This is a genomic window from Burkholderia sp. Bp8991 (assembly GCF_003853795.1).
Lineage (GTDB): Bacteria > Pseudomonadota > Gammaproteobacteria > Burkholderiales > Burkholderiaceae > Burkholderia.
In genome coordinates this window covers 1-18,240 of sequence record NZ_QTQJ01000007.1, presented here as the reverse complement: position 1 = coordinate 18,240, position 18,240 = coordinate 1, and the positions used below count along the sequence as shown (strand labels likewise).

Here is an 18,240-nt window from a genome sequence, read left to right as displayed (position 1 = left end):
TCGATAACGCCGCGCTTCACATTCACTTCTTACCGATCATCTTCCCGCACCGAAGAAGGATGCCGGCACAGCGCCCGCACTTCCATCTCCATATACGGAAACAATGGCAGCTGACTCAACAGGTCGTGCAGCTGCTGCACGCTTTCGACGTCGAAAATACTGACGTTCGCATACTTCCCCGCGATCCGCCACAGATGCCGCCAGACGCCTTCGTTCATCAGCCGCTGGCACATCGCCTTCTCTTCGGCCTTCAGCGTGGCCGCCTTGACCGGATCCATGTCCGCCGGCAGGCGGACGGTCATTTCCACATGAAACAGCATCCTGCGCTCCTTGTTGTCGATTCGGCGAACGGGACGGCCGCTCAGGCCTGCGCCCGCACCCGTTCGACTTCGCTCGCCGGCACGTCCTGCTTGTCCTTGAGCAGCGAGAAATCGAAGTCGATCAGCGCGAACTGCCCGTCGACGCCATACGGTTTGCCTTCCGCACCCTCGGCCTGCCTGATCTTCGGGATCAGCCCTTCGCGGGTCGCGAATGCGAAGTCGTCCCAGATATGCGGATCGCCTTCGATGTTGATCTGCGTCGTCAGCTTACGATATCCGTCCGCGGAAACGAAGAAGTGGATGTGCGCCGGACGATGGCCGTGGCGGCCGAGCTGGTCGAGCAGTTGCTCGGTCTTGCTGCCCGGCGGCACGCTGTAGCCGACCGGCAGCACGCTGCGGAAGCTGTAGCGGCCCTCGGCATCGGTGCGGATCGAGCGGCGCAGGTTGAACGCCGGCTGCGACTGATCGAAGTACGAGTAGTTGCCCAGATGGTTCGCGTGCCATACCTCGACGAGCGCATTCGCGAGCGGCGTGCCGTCCTGGCCGAGCACCTGGCCGCGCATGATCAGCGTCTGGCCCGGATCGGTGCCGTCGTCGAGACGCGCATGGCCGACCGATTCCGGTGCGCCCGCGACATACAGCGGCCCTTCGATCGTGCGCGGCGTGCCGCCGTGGAAGCCGGCCTTCTCCTCGGCCTCGTCCATCCGCACGTCGAGGAAGCGCTCGAGGCCGAGGCCCGCGGCGATCAGCCCGAATTCACGGCCGGCTTCGTTCAGGTAGTTGAGCGCGGTCCAGAACTCGCTCGGCTGCACGTCGAAATCCTCGATCGTGTAGCAGAGGTCCTTCACGATCCGGTTGACGATCGCGCGCACGCGCGGATTGCCGGGCTTTTCCGCGGCGTCGTCGAAGGTTTTCAGCAGGGCGTCGATGGCTTGCTTGTTCATCTGTGTCTCCGGTTTCGGTTGTCGTGTCGTGCGGGATCAGCGGGCGTCGCGTCGCATTCGTTCGATGCGGGCCCAGTCGAAGGTGATGCCGAGGCCGGGCGTCGCCGGCAGGTGCAGCTTGAAATCCTGGTAGCGCAGCGGCTCGACGAGGATTTCCTCGGTGAGCAGCAGCGGGCCGAACAGCTCGGTGCCCCATTTCAGCGAGCCGAACGTGCTGAACAGTTGCGCGGACGCCATCGTGCCGGCCGCGCCTTCGAGCATCGTGCCGCCGTACAGGTCGATGCCGGCCGCCGACGCGATCGATGCGACGCTCGCCGCGCCGAGCAGGCCGCCCGACTGCGCGATCTTCACCGCGAACACGTCGGCCGCGCGGTCCTGTGCGAGCGCGAACGCATCGACGGGGCCGTGCAGCGCCTCGTCGGCCATGATCGGAATGTGCGCGAGCTGCGTGAGGCGTTTCAGCCCCGCGCGATTGGTTGCGGCGATCGGCTGCTCGACGAGGCTCACGCCGGCGTCCGCGAGTCGTGCGCCGGCGCGGATCGCGTCGGTTTCGGTCCAGGCCTGGTTCACGTCGACGCGCACATCGCCGCGCTCGCCGAGCGCGCGCTTGATCGCGATCACGTGCGCGACGTCGTCGTCGACCGCGTTCGAGCCGATCTTCAGCTTGAATGCGCGATGGCGGCGTGCGTCGAGCATCGCCTCGGCTTCCGCGATGTCGCGCTGCGTGTCGCCGCTCGCGAGCGTCCACGCGACGTCGACCGCGTCGGTCGTGCGGCCGCCGAACAACTCGGACAGCGGCACGCCGAGGCGGCGCGCCTGCGCATCGAACAGCGCGGTTTCGAGCGCGCACTTCGCGAACCGGTTGCCCTGGAACAGCTTGCGCGCACGCGCCATCGCAGCGCCCGGACGCGTCGCGTCCATGCCTTGCAGCAGCGGCGCGAAGTAGGTGTCGATGTTGACCTTGATGCTCTCGGGGCTCTCCTCGCCATACGCGAGCCCGCCGATCGTGGTCGCCTCGCCGACGCCTTCGATACCGTCCGTGCATCGAACGCGGACCAGTACGAGGGTCTGGCAATTCATCGTGGCGACCGACAGTTTGTGGGGCCGAATCGTCGGCACGTCGACGAGCAGCGTCTCGATGCGTTCGATGGTGGCGGCAGTTGCTATCATGCGATTCCTCCTGTTGGTGCACATGGTAGGAATTCCCGCCCGGCGTCGTCCAACACTCTTTCCGACTACTTCCATACCTTTGAGGCATGAAATGGAATTGCGCCAGCTCCGCTACTTCATCGCCGTCGCGGAGGAAATGAACATCACGCGGGCCGCGGAGCGGCTGCACATGACGCAGCCGCCGCTGAGCCGCCAGCTCCAGGCGATCGAGGACGAGGTCGGGCTGCCGCTGTTCGAGCGCGGCGCGCGGCCGCTGAAACTGACCGACGCGGGCCGCGTGTTCTATGCGCAGGCGACGCGGGTCGTCGAACAGGCCGACGAGCTCGGCCCGCTGACGCGGCGGCTCGCGCAGTTGTCGGAGCGGATCGTGATCGGCTTCGTGCCGTCGACGCTCTATGGCGCGCTGCCGGACGTGATCCGCGCGTTTCGCGAGGCGCAGCCGGACGTCGAGCTGTCGTTGATCGAAATGTTCACGCTCGAGCAACTCGGCGCGCTGAAGGGCGGACGGATCGACGTCGGGTTCGGCCGCCTGCGCTTCGACGACGACCAGCTCGTGCGCGAGGCGCTGATCGAGGAAAAGCTGATCGCGGCGCTGCCGGTCGGGCATCCGCTCGCCGATCCGGACCGGCCGCTGACGCTCGCGGACATCGCGAACGAGACGCTGATCGTCTATCCGAGCACGCCGCGGCCGAGCTTCGCGGACCAGCAGTTGTCCGCGCTGCGCGACGGCGCGCTCGTGCCCGCGGCCGTGCACGAGGTGCGCGAACTGCAGACGGCGCTTGGGCTCGTCGCCGCGCAGGTGGGCGTGTCGCTGGTGCCGGAAAGCGTGGAAGGCGTGCGCGTGAAGGGCGTCGTCTACCGGCGGCTGCCGGAACCCACGGCGACGTCGCCGATCATCATGAGCCGCCGCCTGCACGGCGAAAGCGCCGCGACGACCGCGTTCTGCGCGATCGCGCGGGCGATGATCGCGCCGGCGGCGTAGGGCCGGCCGTTTCCGTATCGATTGCAACTAACGGTCGATTTCACCACGCTACGCCGAATGCGGAGAGGGCATCGCGATGCGATGTCATTTGCCGTAGATGCAGGCGCGGAGCGAGCCGATCAGGCCGGTAAGGCGCTAAGGCGCTAACGCAGCAAGGCAGCCGAGCCCGACAAGCCCGACAAGCCCGGCACCCGCCTACCGCATCCCGTCGAGCGTCTCCGACGGCGATTCGCCGAATTTCTCCCGGTACGCGATCGCGAACCGCCCGAGGTGCGTGAACCCGCAATCGAGCGCGATATCGGCGATCCGTCGCTTGGACGCCGACCCGCGCAGCAACTCCCGCGCATGCTCGAGCCGCGTCGCGCGCAGGTATTGCATCGGGCTCATCCCGCGGAACTGCAGGAAGGCGTCGCGCAGCGTCCGCTCCGGCACGTTGGCGGCCTGGACGATATCGGCGAGCTGCAGCGGTTGCGCGTAGTGCGCGTTCACGAACTCCTGCGCGCGCCGCACGAACCCCGGCGCGGGATCGAGGCGCGCGCTCGGTACCGACGGCGGGTGGCCTTCGATCAGCAGATCGATCAGCAGGTGCTCGAGCTGCGACGCGACGCGCGGGTTGGCATTCGCACGTTCGAGCAGCTCGGGCGAGCGGGCGACGAGCATCAGCTGCTGGCGCCACGCGGCGAGCGCGGCATCGCTGATGTGCAGCACGGGGTCGAGCATCGCGCGCGGATCGCCGGTCAGCGAGCCGACGGTCGCGGCATCGATGCGCAGCACGAACTGCTCGCAGTCGGCGGAGAGCACCGCGTCGAAGCGCTCGCCGGGCGCGCACAGCACGCCCGTCTGCCCGTCGACGCCGAGCCGGCGCCCCATCGCGTGGACTTCCGCCTGCCCGGACAGGCAGAACATCAGCAGGTAATAGCCGTCGACGGCGTCGACCTGCACGCGCATCGCGTCGCCGAACGCGATGGTGCCGATCCCGAGGCCGCCGAGCCGGACGAAATCCATATGCGATGCGCCTTGCACGCGCCCGCTCGGCAGCAGCGCGTGCGGCTGCATCACGCGCGAGATCCGCTCGCGCGTCTCGTCGAGATCGCGGGATTCGAACAGCCGGTGCGCGCGCAGCGCAAGCGGCTCGAACGACGTTGGGGACATGGGCATCGGCCTTGGTGTAGACGCGCGCTTCGATCCGACGAATGGGTCGCGATCGTGCGCCGGGTCGCGTGTGTCGCCATGCTAGCGCAGAAATCCGCCGAAAGTGGATATTGCGCCGCCGCAATCGCACTTTCCGGATAGACGCCGAATATTAGCTTTTCAAAAATCGGCTCCATGGAATCAACGAAACGGAACCACAAGGAGTCCGACATGGAGCAGACAGAATCGCCCGTCGTATTCGCCACGCGTGACGACGCGTCCGATGTGCGCTTTCCGCACGAAGACGGTTCGCGCGTGCCGTACAAGGTGTTCAGCTCGCGCGCGGTCTACGATCGCGAGCAGGAACGCATCTTCCGCGGGCCGACCTGGAATTTCGTCGCGCTGGAAGCGGAAATCCCGAACGCCGGCGACTTCAAGAGCACGTTCGTCGGCGACACGCCGGTCGTCGTCACGCGCACCGAGGACGGCACGCTGTCAGCCTGGGTGAACCGCTGCGCGCATCGCGGCGCGCAGGTCTGCCGCAAGTCGCGCGGCAACGCGAGCTCGCACACGTGCGTCTACCACCAGTGGAGCTTCGACAACCAGGGCAACCTGCTCGGCGTGCCGTTCCGGCGCGGCCAGAAGGGGATGACCGGGATGCCGGCCGACTTCGACCCGAAGCAGCACGGGCTGCGCAAGCTGCGCGTCGACAGCTATCGCGGGCTCGTGTTCGCAACCTTCAGCGACGACGTGGCGCCGCTGCCCGAATACCTGGGCGAGCAGATGCGTCCGTGGATCGACCGGATCTTCCACAAGCCGATCGAGTATCTCGGCTGCACGCGCCAGTATTCGAAGTCGAACTGGAAGCTGTACATGGAGAACGTGAAGGATCCGTATCACGCGAGCATGCTGCACCTGTTCCATACGACCTTCAACATCTTCCGCGTCGGGATGAAGGCGCGCTCGATTCCCGATGCGAACCACGGGCTGCACAGCATCATCACGGTGACGAAGACGGGCGACGACACGTCGGCCGCGTACAAGCAGCAGAACATCCGCTCGTTCGACGAGGGTTTCCATCTCGAAGACGAGTCGATCCTCGATCTCGTGTCGGAATACGACGAGGACTGCACGAACCACATCCAGCCGATCTTCCCGCAGCTCGTGATCCAGCAGATCCACAACACGCTGGTCGCGCGCCAGATCCTGCCGAAGGGGCCGGACAACTTCGAGCTGATCTTCCACTTCTTCGGCTATGCGGACGACACGCCCGAGCTGCGCGCGCTGCGCATCAAGCAGGCGAACCTCGTCGGGCCGGCCGGCTACATCTCGATGGAGGACACGGAGGCGACCGAACTCGTGCAGCGCGGCACGGTGCGCGACGCCGATGCGACGTCGGTGATCGAGATGTCGCGCGGCAACCCTGACCAGCAGGACACGGTGATCACCGAAAGCCTGATCCGCAAGTTCTGGGTCGGTTATCAGAAGCTGATGGGCTATTGAAGCGGGAGCGCGGAACGATGGAAAACCTGACGGAAGACATGAAGACGTGGTTCGAGATTTACATGCTCCAGAACCGCTACATCGGCCACCTTGACAACGACCGGCTCGAACGCTGGCCGGAGATGTTCACCGAGGACTGCACGTACGAGATCGTGCCGAAGGAGAACGCGGATCTCGGGCTGCCGGTCGGGATCGTCCACTGCACGAACCAGCGGATGCTGCGCGACCGCGTGGTGTCGCTGCGGCACGCGAACATCTTCGAAGAGCACACGTACCGGCACATGACGTCGGGCCTCACGATCGTCGCCGAACGCGACGGCGAGATCGACACCGAGAGCAACTACGTGGTCGTGCAGACGCGCAGCAACGGCGAATCGAACGTGTACCAGGCCGGCAAGTATTACGACACGGTCGTGCGCACGCCCGACGGGCTGCGCTACAAGACCAAGCGCGTGATCTACGACACGTCGCGCGTGCAGACGCTGCTCGCCACCCCGATCTGACCGATCCGACAGCCAAGGAAACGACATGACCGAAGCAACCCTCGCCGAATGGCACTCGCTGGGCACATTCGACGAATTCTCCGAAGACGAACCGGCGGCACGCGTCGCCGGCCAGAAGCCGATCGCGGTGTTCCGGATCGGCGACGAACTGTTCGCGATGCATGACCTCTGTTCGCATGGTCACGCGCGCTTGTCCGAAGGCTATGTGGAAGACGGCTGCGTCGAATGCCCGCTGCACCAGGGGCTGATCGACATTCGCACGGGTGCGCCGAAATGCGCGCCGATCACCGAGCCGGTGCGGACCTATCCGATCCGGATCGTCGACGGGCAGGTGGAAGTCAATGTCGGCTGACCCGTTCGTGATCGTCGGCGCCGGCCACGCGGCGCGGCGTACGGCCGAGGCGCTGCGCGCGCGCGACGCCGACGCACGCATCGTGATGATCGGCGCGGAGCGCGAGCTGCCGTACGACCGGCCCGCGCTGTCGAAGGACGCGCTGCTGTCGGACGGCGGCGAGCAGCGCGCGTTCATCCGCGACGCCGCGTGGTACGACGCGCAGCGCATCGAGTTGCGGCTCGGCTCGCGCGTCGACGCGATCGACCGCGCCGCGCAGCGTGTGCGGCTCGATAACGATGCGACGGTGCCGTACACGCGGCTCGTGCTCGCGACCGGTTCGCGCGTGCGTGCGTTCGGCGGGCCGGTCGACGAAGGCGTCGTCCCGCATTACGTGCGCACCGTGGCCGACGCGCGTGCGTTGCGCGCGCAGCTCGCGCCGGGGCGTCGCGTGGCGGTGCTCGGCGGCGGCTTCATCGGCCTCGAAGTGGCGGCCGCGGCGCGCCAGCTCGGTTGCGACGTGACGGTGATCGACCCGGCTGCGCGCCTGCTGCAGCGTGCGTTGCCGGAAGTCGTCGGCGCGTATGCGCGGCAACTGCATGACGCGCGCGGCGTGCTCTTCCAGATGGCGACGCTGCCGCGCGCGATTCGCCGCGCCCCGGGCGGCGGCGCGATCGTCGAGACCGATCGCGGCGACGTGCCGGCCGATATCGTGGTAGTCGGGATCGGCGTCGTGCCCAATGTCGAGCTCGCGCAGGCGGCCGGCCTCGAGGTCGACAACGGGATCCGTGTCGATGCGGGATGCCGGACGGCCGATCGCGCGATCTTCGCCGCCGGCGAGGTGACGATGCACTTCAATCCGCTGCTCGGTCGCCACGTACGGATCGAGTCGTGGCAGGTCGCGGAAAACCAGCCGGCCGTCGCGGCCGCGAACCTGCTCGGCGCGGACGAAACCTATGCCGAGCTGCCCTGGCTGTGGTCCGATCAGTACGACTGCAACCTGCAGATGCTCGGGCTGTTCGGCAGCGAACGGACGACCGTCGTGCGCGGCGATCCCGCGAGCGGGCCGTTCACGGTGTTCGGGCTGGGCGACGACGGGAAGATCGTCGCGGTGGCCGCGGCGAACCTGGGGCGCGACATCGGCGCGTCGCGGCGGTTGATTGCGGCAGGGGCCGTGCCCGATCCGGCGAAGCTTGCCGATCCGGCGGTGAACCTGAAGACGTTTCTCTGAGGCAACGCGCGAATGCGGCCGGGGCGGCCGTGTTCGCGTCGGATCGCTCAAACGCAGGAGGAAACCCGTTCGGGACAACATTCCCGGCGCGCGCAATGCGCTCGGGTTTGTCGCGGGCCGGCGATCGGTGCATATTAGCGGCATTGCCGTTTCACCGGTCGCCCATGACGACAGACAAAGCCCTCGAACTGAAACGCAGCAAGCGCCGCGCGCTATGGCTGCTGCTGGCCGCCGTCGCGGTATTCGTCACGACGATACTGCTGCCGCGCGGCCCGTGGGTCGACGGCTTCAAGGCGGTGGCCGAGGCTGCGATGGTCGGCGCGCTCGCCGACTGGTTCGCGGTCGTCGCGCTGTTCCGCCGCGTGCCGATTCCGTTCGTGTCGCGCCACACCGAAATCATCCCGAAGAACAAGGACAAGATCGCCGACAACCTCGCGGTGTTCGTGCGCGAGAAATTCCTCGGCCCCGACGCGCTCGCCGCGCAGATTCGCCAGCACGATCCCGCGCAGAAGCTCGGCGCATGGCTCGGCGAGCCCGCGAACACCGACGCGCTCGGCGGCTACGTGACGAAGCTGATGAGCTTCGCGCTCGACATGACCGACGACGCGCGGATCCAGTCGTTCGTGCACGACGCGTTCCGCGCGGTGATCGACCGGATCGACCTGTCGCAATCGGCCGGCGCGATCCTCGACACGCTGACGAAGGACGGCCGCCACCAGGCGCTGCTCGACGATGCGATCGAACAGGTGGTCGACGTGCTCGACAAGGAGGAGAACCGCGAGGTGATCGCGGGCTTCATCGTCGAATGGCTGAAGACGCAATACCCGAAGATCGAGAAGATCATGCCGACGCAGTGGTTCGGCGAGAACGGTGCGCGCATGCTGGCGAGCGCGGTGAGCCGCGTGCTCGAGGGCGTGGCGGCCGATCCCGAACACGAGCTTCGGCAGCGCTTCGACCGCACGGTCGTGCGGCTGACCGAGCGGCTGAAGCACGACCCGGCGTTCATCGCGAAGGGCGACGAGATCAAGCGCTACATCCGCGATGGTGACGCGTTCAACGACTACGTGCGCGATCTGTGGGACCAGTTGCGCGCATGGCTGAAGGCCGATCTCGCACGGCCCGATTCGACGCTGCACCGGCAGGCCGCGACGCTCGGCGGCTGGCTCGGCGCGCGGCTCGCGGAGAGCCCGGCGCTGCGCGCGTCGCTGAACGAGCACATCGAGAAGGCCGTGCACGAGATGGCGCCGGATTTCGCGGATTTCCTGATGCGTCACATCCGCGACACGGTGCGCAACTGGGATGCGCGCGAGATGTCGCGGCAGATCGAGCTGAACATCGGCAAGGACCTGCAGTACATCCGCATCAACGGCACGCTGGTCGGCGGGCTGATCGGGCTCGGGCTGTATCTGGTGTCGCTGGTGCCGCGCTGGGCCGCGGAGTGGCTGCATTGATGCGGCCCCGAGCGTCGAGCATGTGGCGCGGCATCGTGTGCCGCCGCATCACGCGTGCGCTTTCGCGCCGTGCAGTTGCAGGCCGAGCGCCTTGATCACCTTCAGGATCGTGCCGAAGCTCGGATTGCCGTCGTGCGACAGCGCCTTGTACAGCCCTTCGCGCGACAGGCCCGCGTCGCGCGCGACCTGCGACATGCCGCGCGCGCGGGCGATCACGCCGAGCGCATGCGCGATGAAGGCCGGGTCGTCGCCGGCTTCCTGCAGGCAGGCCTCGAAGTAGTCGGCCATGTCGTCGTCGGTCTTCTGGTGTTCGGCCGAATCCCACGGCCGGGTCTTGATCTTGTCCATCGGTTACTCCAGATCGAGCCGCTCGAGCATCGCGTGGGCGGCGCGGATGTCCGCCTGTTGCGTCGACTTGTCGCCGCCGCAGAGCAGGATCACCCATATCGTTTCGCGCCTGACGTAGTGGACGCGATAACCGGGGCCGCGGTCGATACGCATTTCGACGACGGGCGAGCCGGCGGATTTCCAGTCGCCCGGATTGCCCATCGACAGGCGGTCGATGCGGGCCTGGATGCGCCGCCTGGCGACGCGATCCTGCAGGCCGGCAAACCACGCGTCGAAGACATCGGTGGTCCGGATACTGAACGTAGGGGCACTGTAGGGCATGGATCTCGGTATGTCAACCATGGTTCACAGGTTCGATGAATGAAATTGGCTTGCCCCCAACGATAGGGCCGCGCGCGCCGCTTGAGGTCGAATTGGCCGTCAGGCCGACCCTTTCGCGCGGCCGGACCCGGCCATTCGGCCGAAGTCGGAATTCCGCGAATCCGTCTACAATCAAAAACGTCCTTGCCGCCCGCGCGTGCTTGCCGCGCGCGGGTGAATCCGTTTGTCCTCCCGCCCAGGGAGGCGCCGCCATGCGTTGCACACGTTGCTCCGCACGGCGGGCAGTGCCGTGGTTTGTGTCCAGTAGGTAAAGCGTCCGCGTGCCGTAGGCCGGCGCGCGTTCTGAACGTCGCGCGCCCGTAAGCCGGGCAGGCGGCATCAACCGAGAGTCCCCCATGAAAGCATCGGATCTGTTCGTGAAGGCGCTGGAAGCCGAAGGCGTCGAGTACGTGTTTGGCATTCCCGGCGAGGAAAACCTCGATCTGCTCGAATCGCTGCGGCGCTCGAAGATCAAGCTCGTGCTGACCCGGCACGAGCAGGCGGCCGGGTTCATGGCCGCCACCTACGGCCGCCTGACGGGCCGCACCGGCGTGTGTCTCGCGACGCTCGGGCCGGGCGCGACCAACTTCGTGACGGCCGCCGCGTATGCGCAGCTCGGCGGCATGCCGATGCTGATGATCACCGGGCAGAAGCCGATCAAGTCCAGCAAGCAGGGCCACTTCCAGATCGTCGACGTCGTCGACATGATGCAGCCGCTCACGAAGTTCACGCGGCAGATCGTGTCGATCGGCAACATTCCGTCGGCGGTGCGCGAGGCGTTCCGCCGCGCGGAGGAGGAGCGCCCGGGCGCCGCGCACCTCGAACTGCCGGAAGACATCGCGCACGAGGAGGGCGACGGCAAGCCGATTCCGCGCAGCTACAGCCGGCGGCCGGTGGCGGAGGAGAAGGCGGTCGCGCACGCGGTCGACGCGATCCAGGCCGCGCGTCACCCGCTGCTGATGATCGGCGCGGGCGGCAACCGCAAGACGACCTGCAAGATGCTGCTCGAATTCGTCGACAAGACGGGCATCCCGTTCTTCACGACGCAGATGGGCAAGGGCGTGATCGACGAAACGCATCCGCTGTGGCTCGGCAACGCGACGCTGTCCGACGGCGACTTCGTGCACCGCGCGATCGAGCACGCGGACTGCATCATCAACGTCGGCCACGACGTGATCGAGAAACCGCCGTTCTTCATGCGCACGGACGACAAGACCGTGATCCACGTGAACTTCCTCGGCGCGCAGGTCGATCCCGTCTACTTCCCGCAGATCGAAGTGGTCGGCGACATCGCGAACGCGGTGTGGCAGATGAAGGAAGCGGTGACGCCGCAATCGCACTGGGATTTCGAGCGCTTCAAGATGATCAAGGCGCATTTCGACGCGCACCTCGAGAAGGGCCAGCACGATCCGCGCTTCCCGATGTACCCGGTGCGGATCGTGAACGACCTGTACAACGCGCTGCCGGTCGACGGGATCGTCTGTCTCGACAACGGGATGTACAAGATCTGGTTCGCGCGCTACTGGCGCGCGCACGAACCGAACTCGCTGCTGCTCGACAACGCGCTCGCGTCGATGGGCGCCGGCCTGCCGTCGGCGATCGCGACGAAGATCGTGCATCCGCAGCGCAAGGTGATCGCCGTCTGCGGCGACGGCGGCTTCATGATGAATTCGCAGGAACTCGAAACGGCCGTGCGGCTGAAGCTCGACATCGTCGTGATGATCCTGCGCGACGATGCGTTCGGGATGATCCGCTGGAAGCAGGAAAACATGAACTTCCCCGATTTCGCGATGACGCTGAAGAACCCCGATTTCGTGTCGTATGCGCAGAGCTACGGCGCGCACGGGCATCGCGTCGAAGCGGCCGACGATCTCGGGCCGCTGCTGCGCGACTGCTTCGCGACGCCGGGCGTGCACGTGATCGACGTGCCGATCGACTATTCGGACAACGAGCGCGTGCTCAACCGCGAAATCAAGCGCCTGTCGGCGCAACTCTGAATCCGCCGTTCACCGGAAGGAGCGTTCCATGCTGAAGGATACCTATCCGTACTATCTGGCCAACGAGGCCGTCTACGCGAACACCGATCTCGAAGTCACCGACAAGTTCAGCGGCAAGGTCGCGACACGCGTCGCGCTGGCCGACGCGAAGGCGATCGATGCGGCCATCGGCGCGGCGGTCGACGCCGCGAAGCCGATGCGCGAGTTGCCGGCCTACAGGCGGCAGGCGGTGCTCGACCACTGTGTCGCGCGCTTTCGCGAGCGCTTCGACGAGCTGGCCGAGGCGCTGTGCATCGAGGCCGGCAAGCCGATCAACGATTCGAAGGGCGAAGTGACGCGGCTGATCGATACGTTCCGCGTCGCGTCCGAGGAGTCGGTGCGCATCGACGGCGAAGTGATCAACCTCGAGATCTCGGCCCGCGCGCAAGGCTACACCGGCTATACGCGGCGTGTGCCGATCGGTCCGTGCTCGTTCATCTCGCCGTTCAACTTCCCGTTGAACCTCGCCGCGCACAAGGTCGCACCGGCGCTGGCCGCTGGCTGTCCGTTCGTGCTGAAACCCGCGAGCCGCACGCCGATCGGCGCGCTGATCATCGGCGAGGTGCTCGCCGAAACCGACCTGCCGAAGGGCGCATTCTCGGTGTTGCCCGCGCATCGCGACGGCGCGGACCTGTTCACGACCGACGAGCGCTTCAGGCTGCTGTCGTTTACGGGCTCGCCCGCCGTGGGCTGGGCGCTGAAGGAGAAGGCCGGCAAGAAGAAAGTCGTGCTGGAGCTCGGCGGCAACGCGGCGGCGATCGTCGACGCGGACCAGCGCGACCAGCTCGACTACGTGGTCGAGCGTCTCGCGTTCGGCGCGTATTACCAGTCGGGCCAGAGCTGTATCGGCGTGCAGCGGATCCTCGTGCATGCGGACCTGTACGACGCGCTGCGCGACAAGCTGGTCGCGAAGACGCGTTCGCTGAAGATGGGCGATCCGAAGGATCCGTCGACGTTCGTCGGCCCGATGATCTCGGAATCCGAATCGCGCCGCCTGTCGGGCTGGATGGATGCGGCCGTCGCGGCGGGCGCGAAGATCGTCGCGGGCGGCAAGGTCGACGGCGCGATGTTCGAGGCGACGCTGCTGGAAAACGTCGGCCGCGAACAGGACCTCTACCGGAAGGAGGCATTCGGTCCGGTCGCGATCCTCGAGAAGTTCGAGCGCTTCGACGATGCGCTCGCGCGCGTCAACGACAGCGACTTCGGCCTGCAGGCGGGCGTGTTCACCGATTCGCTCGCGCATGCGCAGCGCGCATGGGACGAACTGGAGGTGGGCGGCGTCGTGATCAACGACGTGCCGTCGTTCCGCGTCGACAACATGCCGTATGGCGGCGTGAAGGATTCGGGGCTCGGCCGCGAAGGGATCCGCTACGCGATCGAGGACATGACCGAGCCGCGCCTGATGGTCGTGCGGCGCCGCTAGCGCGAGAGGCGCCGCATGACGGCACGCGGGCGGGCGCATCGCGCCGGCCCGCGTGCCGTTTTCGTTTCGGCGCACACCGACGGATCGCGGCGATGTCCGCCGTGCGCCATCGTCGTGGCAATGCGGGCCGCGCCGGCCGAACGCGCTCGACTGCACGCATCGCATCGTGATGTAATCGCGCGAAATGGCCAACCGGGGTACGACACCGGCTGGCGTGCGCATTCATTCCTCACGAGGTCGATTCATGTCCCCCGTCTCGGCATTCAAGCTGGTTCTGTTGTCATTCCTCGCGATCGTTGCGCTCGAATACATCGCCAAGCGGTTGCGGTTGCCGCCAGCGGCCGCGCTGCTGATCGGCGGAATCGGCATCGCGTTCATTCCCGGCCTGCCGCCGATCAACCTCGATCCGGAGCTCGTGCTGCTCGTGTTCCTGCCGCCGCTGCTGATGGACGGCGCGTATTTCACCGTGTGGGAAGAGTTCAAGCGCAATGTGGGCGGCATCCTGCTGCTCGCGATCGGCGCGGTGGTGTTCACGACGTTCGCGGTCGGCTTCGCCGTGCACTGGGTCGTGCCGTCGCTGCCGTGGGCCGCGTGCTTTGCGCTCGGCGCGATCGTGTCGCCGCCCGATGCGGTGGCCGCGAAGGCGGTGCTCGAACGCGTCGCGCTGCCGCGCCGTCTGATGGTGCTGCTCGAAGGGGAGAGCCTGCTGAACGACGCGGCGGGCCTGGTGCTGTTCCGCTTCGCGGTCGCCGCCGCGCTGACGGGCGCGTTCAGCCTCGAGCACGCGGTCGTGCGTTTCGCGGAACTCGGGCTCGGCGGCGTCGTGGTCGGCTTCCTGGTCGGCAAGCTCGTCGTGTGGTTCCTGAAGCTGCTCGACGACGACTACCTGGTGGTCACCGTCGCGGTGATCGCCGGCTGGATCGCATACATCGCGGGCGAGATGGCCGAGGTGTCGGGCGTGATCGCGACGGTCACGACCGGCATGATCGTCGGCTGGCATCAGCACGAGGTGTTCTCGGCGGCCGTGCGCACGCGCGGCACCGCGTTCTGGCAGGTCATCGTGTTCCTGCTCGAAGCGCTGGTGTTCGTGCTGATCGGGCTGTCGCTGCGCGGCGCGATCCACCGGCTCGGCGGCTTCGAGCAGGTGCTCGCCACGATGATGCCGGCCGTGCTCGCGGTGCTGGCGGCCGTGATCGTATCGCGCTTCGTGTGGATCTATGCCGTCGAGGTGCTGAAGTGGCCGGTGCGCGGGATCGTGCGGCGCGGCGGCGCGCCCGACTGGAAGGCCGCGACGGTCATGAGCTGGGCCGGCATGCGCGGGGTCGTGACGCTGGCGATCGCGCTGTCGTTGCCGGAGGCGCTGCCGGGCCGCGACGTGATCCTGGTCGCGTCGTTCGCGGTGATCCTCGTCACCGTGCTGCTGCAGGGCACGACCATCGGGCCGCTGATCCGGCTGCTGCGCCTGCCGCAACGCGAAGAGCGCGCCGCGCATCACCTGACCGAGCCGCAGACGTGGGCGCATATCGAGGCAGCGCAGCTCGCGGCGATCCAGCCGCTGGTGCGCGACGACAGCGGCAACGTGATTCATCCGCGCCTGCTGGAGCAATACACGTATCGTGCGGAGCTGACCGAGCGGGCGAAGAACGAGCCCGAATATCCGGCGGAGGTCCGCGTCGCGCACTACGACGTCGTGCTGGCCGCGATCAAGGCCGGGCGCGCGGAGCTGCTGCGCCTGCATCGTACGGGCCGCATTCACGACGAGATGCTGCACATGGTCGAGCGCGATCTCGACCTGCAGGAAGTGTCCGCGCAGCACGCGCGCGGGTAACCGGCCGCGCGGTCGGGCGTGAGCGCACGGCCGCCTTGCTGCGCCACCGGCGCCGGCCGGCGGCGTTCGATGCGTGCCGCGTCGCGGCCGATCCGGTGGCGGCGCGCGCTTTTCTCCTCTCCACCTTCCCCATTCCGTCGCATCGAAATCCGGTCCCGATACGTTCGACGGGCGGCCTTGCAGCGCATGCAAACCTCATGGCGGCGGCTTCGCAAACGTTGTCGTCTTTCGCGTCAGGAAATGATCTGATTTATCTGAATTCCGCTCTCTCACCATATTTGGCAAAACTAAACCGGAAGGAGATAGATGCTGTGTTCTAATTTCATTTAGAATCAGCCGGTTATCTTTATTGAGAGAAAGCGCGCGGAGGTAATGCGACCGTCGTCGGGGTGAATTCGGCGTTCGGATCCCCGCGAGGCAATGCCGACAGGCCAGATCGGCAACACAGGCGGATTTCTCTGCCGCCATGTTTTAAGATGGCGTCCAAGTCGGATAAACAACTCCTATGAAAGAATCAATTGGAGATTTGGCGTTTGAAACGGTATTTATGAAAGAATCCAGCGGTGAAAATGCGCCGGATTGTCTCGAATCGGGGCTATCGGTTCTGCTCGTCGACGATCAGCCGTTCGTCGGCGAGGTGATCCGTCGCGCGCTGCGCAGCGAGCACGATATCGACCTGCATGTGTGCACCGACGCACACCGGGCGATGGCGGTCGCGCGCGACGTGAAGCCGACGGTCATCCTGCAGGATCTCGTGATGCCGGACATCGACGGCCTCGACCTCGTTCGCGCGTGGCGCGCGAACGCCGACACCGCACGCGTGCCGATCATCGTGCTGTCGGCGAAGGAAGAGCCGATCGTCAAGCGCGAGGCGTTCATCGCCGGCGCGAACGACTATCTCGTGAAGCTCCCGGACGCGATGGAGCTGACCGCGCGCATCCGCTATCACTCGAATTCGTACCTGATGTCGCGGCAGCGCGACGAAGCACTGGATTTCCTGTCGCACGACATGCGCTCGCCGCAGACCTCGATTCTCGCGCTGCTCGAGGTCTACCGGACCGAGCACGGCGACATGCCGGCGATCATGGAGCGCATTGCCGGCCACGCCCGGCGCGCGCTCGCGCTCGCCGACGGCTTCATCCATCTGACCCGCGCGCAGTCGGAACGCCGCGCGCACGAGGTCCTGAGCCTCAACGAGATCGTGCTCGACGCGGTCGACCAGCTGTGGGAGAAGGCGGCCGGATTCGGCAGCCGGGTCGTTGCCCACGTGCCCGGCACCGAGTGCGTGACGATGGGCGACCGCATGATGCTCACGCGCGCGGTCGCGAACCTGATCGACAACGCGCTGAAATACGGCCCGGCCGGTACGGACGTGCATTGCACGCTGAGCGACGATGACGGTGCCTGGCTGATCGGCGTCGAGGACGCCGGCTCCGGCATCGCGCCCGAGCAGCGCACGGCCGCGACCGAGTCGTTCGTGCGGCTCGAATCCGCGCATGGCGCGGCGCGCGGCGGCTTCGGCCTCGGGCTTGCGTTCGTCCGCGCGACGGCCGCGCGGCATCGCGGCCAGATCCTGATGCGCAATACGGCGCGCGGCTTCATGGTCGCGCTTCGGCTGCCGGCACAAGCGGAGCGATGATTTCGCGGCGCGGCCCGCCGGTGCCGCGTTGCCCGCAGACCCCGATGCGCTCGTGGCGCGCCGTCCGGCGCGCAGGCGGGCGCGGATTTTTTCAACGCTGATTTTAGAAAGCCCATAACGAACATGGCCACCGTGACGCCCCGCGCGACCAATGAAAGCCTGCACACGACGAGCGGCGCCGCCCGGCTGACGCTCGGCAACCGTATCCTGATCAGCTTCGGCGTGCTGTTCGTGCTGATGCTGGTGATGGCCGGCGTGTCCTACGAGCGCCTGCGCGCGATCAACAGCGAAGCCGTCAGCATCGAACGCGATTCGCTGCCCGGCGTCTATCTCGCGGCGTCGCTGCGCGGCGCGGTCAACGAATCGTTCACGGCGCTGCAGCAGGCGACGTTCGTCGACACCGATCCCGAACTCGTGCAGCGCGATTTCGCGAAGATCGGCGAGGCGCTCAAGGAGGTCGAGTCGTTGTCGGTCGACTACCAGAACACGACGTTCCGCGATGACGACCGCCAGCGCTTCGCGACGTTTCGAGGCGCCTTCGACCGCTACCTGCCGCTGCTGAACGACGCGGTGCAGAAGAGCCGCGTGTCGCGCGAAGAGGCCGTCGCCGCCTATGCGAAGGTGCAGCCTTCATGGGCCGAGGTCGTGCGCAACGCGAATATCCTGGTGCAGGAGAACCGCAAGTTCGCCGACCAGTCCGCGAAGCTGATCCGCGAATCCGTGCAGGACACCGAGGTCGTGCTCGCGACCGCGCTGGCGATCGTGCTGCTGTCCGCGCTGGGGCTGGGCTACGGGCTGTACCGTTCCGTCACCGTGCCGATGACGCGGCTCGTCGAGGTGCACGACGTGATGCGTACCGGCAACCTGACGCGCCGCCTCGATCTGCGCCGCCGCGATGAATTCGGCACGCTCGAGACGGGCTTCAACCGGATGGCCGACGAGCTGACCGAGCTGGTCGCGCGCGCGCAGCAGTCGTCGCTGCAGGTGACGACGTCGGTCGCCGAAATCGCGGCGACGTCGCGCGAGCAGCAGGCGACCGC

17 protein-coding genes are annotated in these 18,240 nt (G+C 66.8%); 11 read left to right on the top strand and 6 right to left on the bottom strand.

Going from position 1 to position 18,240, the window contains the following annotated elements:
• Positions 1-29 precede the first annotated feature (29 nt).
• From catC to DIE02_RS09870, 3 genes are read right to left on the bottom strand one after another with little or no spacing between them, the layout of a single operon-like run.
• The gene (gene catC / locus DIE02_RS09880) at positions 30-320 is read right to left on the bottom strand and encodes a muconolactone Delta-isomerase (protein ID WP_044847557.1); all 291 of its coding nucleotides are present in this window, start codon (positions 318-320) and stop codon (positions 30-32) included.
• 41 nt (positions 321-361) lie between these two features.
• Positions 362-1,264: a catechol 1,2-dioxygenase gene (catA, locus tag DIE02_RS09875; protein ID WP_044847556.1), complete on the bottom strand. Its 903-nt coding sequence runs from the start codon at positions 1,262-1,264 to the stop codon at positions 362-364.
• A gap of 36 nt (positions 1,265-1,300) precedes the next feature.
• On the bottom strand, positions 1,301-2,434 hold the full coding sequence (locus tag DIE02_RS09870; protein WP_124488773.1) for a muconate/chloromuconate family cycloisomerase: 1,134 nt from the start codon (positions 2,432-2,434) through the stop codon (positions 1,301-1,303).
• A 91-nt stretch (positions 2,435-2,525) separates the two neighbouring features.
• Here DIE02_RS09870 and DIE02_RS09865 point away from each other — a divergent pair, with 91 nt between their 5' ends.
• Positions 2,526-3,416, top strand: coding sequence for a LysR family transcriptional regulator (locus tag DIE02_RS09865; protein ID WP_044847554.1), 891 nt, complete (start codon positions 2,526-2,528; stop codon positions 3,414-3,416).
• A gap of 195 nt (positions 3,417-3,611) precedes the next feature.
• Here the strand turns inward: DIE02_RS09865 and andR are convergent, their stop codons facing one another.
• Positions 3,612-4,568, bottom strand: coding sequence for an anthranilate 1,2-dioxygenase regulatory protein AndR (andR, locus tag DIE02_RS09860; protein WP_124488772.1), 957 nt, complete (start codon positions 4,566-4,568; stop codon positions 3,612-3,614).
• Positions 4,569-4,778: 210 nt separating this feature from the next.
• On the opposite strand from andR, the gene andAc reads away from it, so the two are divergent.
• From andAc to DIE02_RS09835, 5 genes are all read left to right on the top strand, one after another.
• Positions 4,779-6,050: an anthranilate 1,2-dioxygenase large subunit AndAc gene (gene andAc, locus DIE02_RS09855; RefSeq protein WP_044847583.1), complete on the top strand. Its 1,272-nt coding sequence runs from the start codon at positions 4,779-4,781 to the stop codon at positions 6,048-6,050.
• Between the two features lie 17 nt (positions 6,051-6,067).
• Complete coding sequence (gene andAd / locus DIE02_RS09850; protein WP_044847552.1) at positions 6,068-6,553, top strand: anthranilate 1,2-dioxygenase small subunit AndAd; 486 nt, start codon at positions 6,068-6,070, stop codon at positions 6,551-6,553.
• A 25-nt stretch (positions 6,554-6,578) separates the two neighbouring features.
• The gene (gene andAb, locus DIE02_RS09845) at positions 6,579-6,905 is read left to right on the top strand and encodes an anthranilate 1,2-dioxygenase ferredoxin subunit AndAb (RefSeq protein ID WP_124488771.1); all 327 of its coding nucleotides are present in this window, start codon (positions 6,579-6,581) and stop codon (positions 6,903-6,905) included.
• On the top strand, positions 6,895-8,115 hold the full coding sequence (gene andAa / locus DIE02_RS09840) for an anthranilate 1,2-dioxygenase system ferredoxin--NAD(+) reductase (RefSeq protein WP_124488770.1): 1,221 nt from the start codon (positions 6,895-6,897) through the stop codon (positions 8,113-8,115). Before andAb ends, andAa begins: the two co-directional genes overlap by 11 nt.
• Positions 8,116-8,279: 164 nt before the next feature.
• Positions 8,280-9,566: a DUF445 domain-containing protein gene (locus DIE02_RS09835; RefSeq protein WP_124488769.1), complete on the top strand. Its 1,287-nt coding sequence runs from the start codon at positions 8,280-8,282 to the stop codon at positions 9,564-9,566.
• A gap of 48 nt (positions 9,567-9,614) precedes the next feature.
• On the opposite strand, the gene DIE02_RS09830 is transcribed toward DIE02_RS09835, so the two are convergent.
• Both DIE02_RS09830 and DIE02_RS09825 read right to left on the bottom strand, forming a co-directional pair.
• Positions 9,615-9,914 carry an addiction module antidote protein gene (locus DIE02_RS09830; RefSeq protein WP_124488768.1) on the bottom strand — a complete coding sequence of 100 codons (300 nt, stop codon included), beginning with the start codon at positions 9,912-9,914 and terminating at the stop codon, positions 9,615-9,617.
• A 3-nt stretch (positions 9,915-9,917) separates the two neighbouring features.
• Positions 9,918-10,235 carry a type II toxin-antitoxin system RelE/ParE family toxin gene (locus DIE02_RS09825; RefSeq protein WP_124488819.1) on the bottom strand — a complete coding sequence of 106 codons (318 nt, stop codon included), beginning with the start codon at positions 10,233-10,235 and terminating at the stop codon, positions 9,918-9,920.
• A gap of 395 nt (positions 10,236-10,630) precedes the next feature.
• On the opposite strand from DIE02_RS09825, the gene DIE02_RS09815 reads away from it, so the two are divergent.
• The 5 genes from DIE02_RS09815 to DIE02_RS09790 form a co-directional block, all read left to right on the top strand.
• Complete coding sequence (locus DIE02_RS09815; RefSeq protein WP_044847547.1) at positions 10,631-12,271, top strand: acetolactate synthase large subunit; 1,641 nt, start codon at positions 10,631-10,633, stop codon at positions 12,269-12,271.
• 28 nt (positions 12,272-12,299) lie between these two features.
• Positions 12,300-13,733, top strand: coding sequence for an aldehyde dehydrogenase family protein (locus tag DIE02_RS09810; protein ID WP_044847546.1), 1,434 nt, complete (start codon positions 12,300-12,302; stop codon positions 13,731-13,733).
• 244 nt (positions 13,734-13,977) lie between these two features.
• Entirely contained in the window at positions 13,978-15,561 is a 1,584-nt protein-coding gene (locus DIE02_RS09805) for a Na+/H+ antiporter (protein WP_044847545.1), read from the top strand.
• Between the two features lie 505 nt (positions 15,562-16,066).
• On the top strand, positions 16,067-17,200 hold the full coding sequence (locus DIE02_RS09800; RefSeq protein WP_044847544.1) for a hybrid sensor histidine kinase/response regulator: 1,134 nt from the start codon (positions 16,067-16,069) through the stop codon (positions 17,198-17,200).
• Positions 17,201-17,323: 123 nt separating this feature from the next.
• The coding region (locus tag DIE02_RS09790) for a methyl-accepting chemotaxis protein (protein WP_148091649.1) at positions 17,324-18,240 on the top strand (917 nt) is incomplete at its 3' end.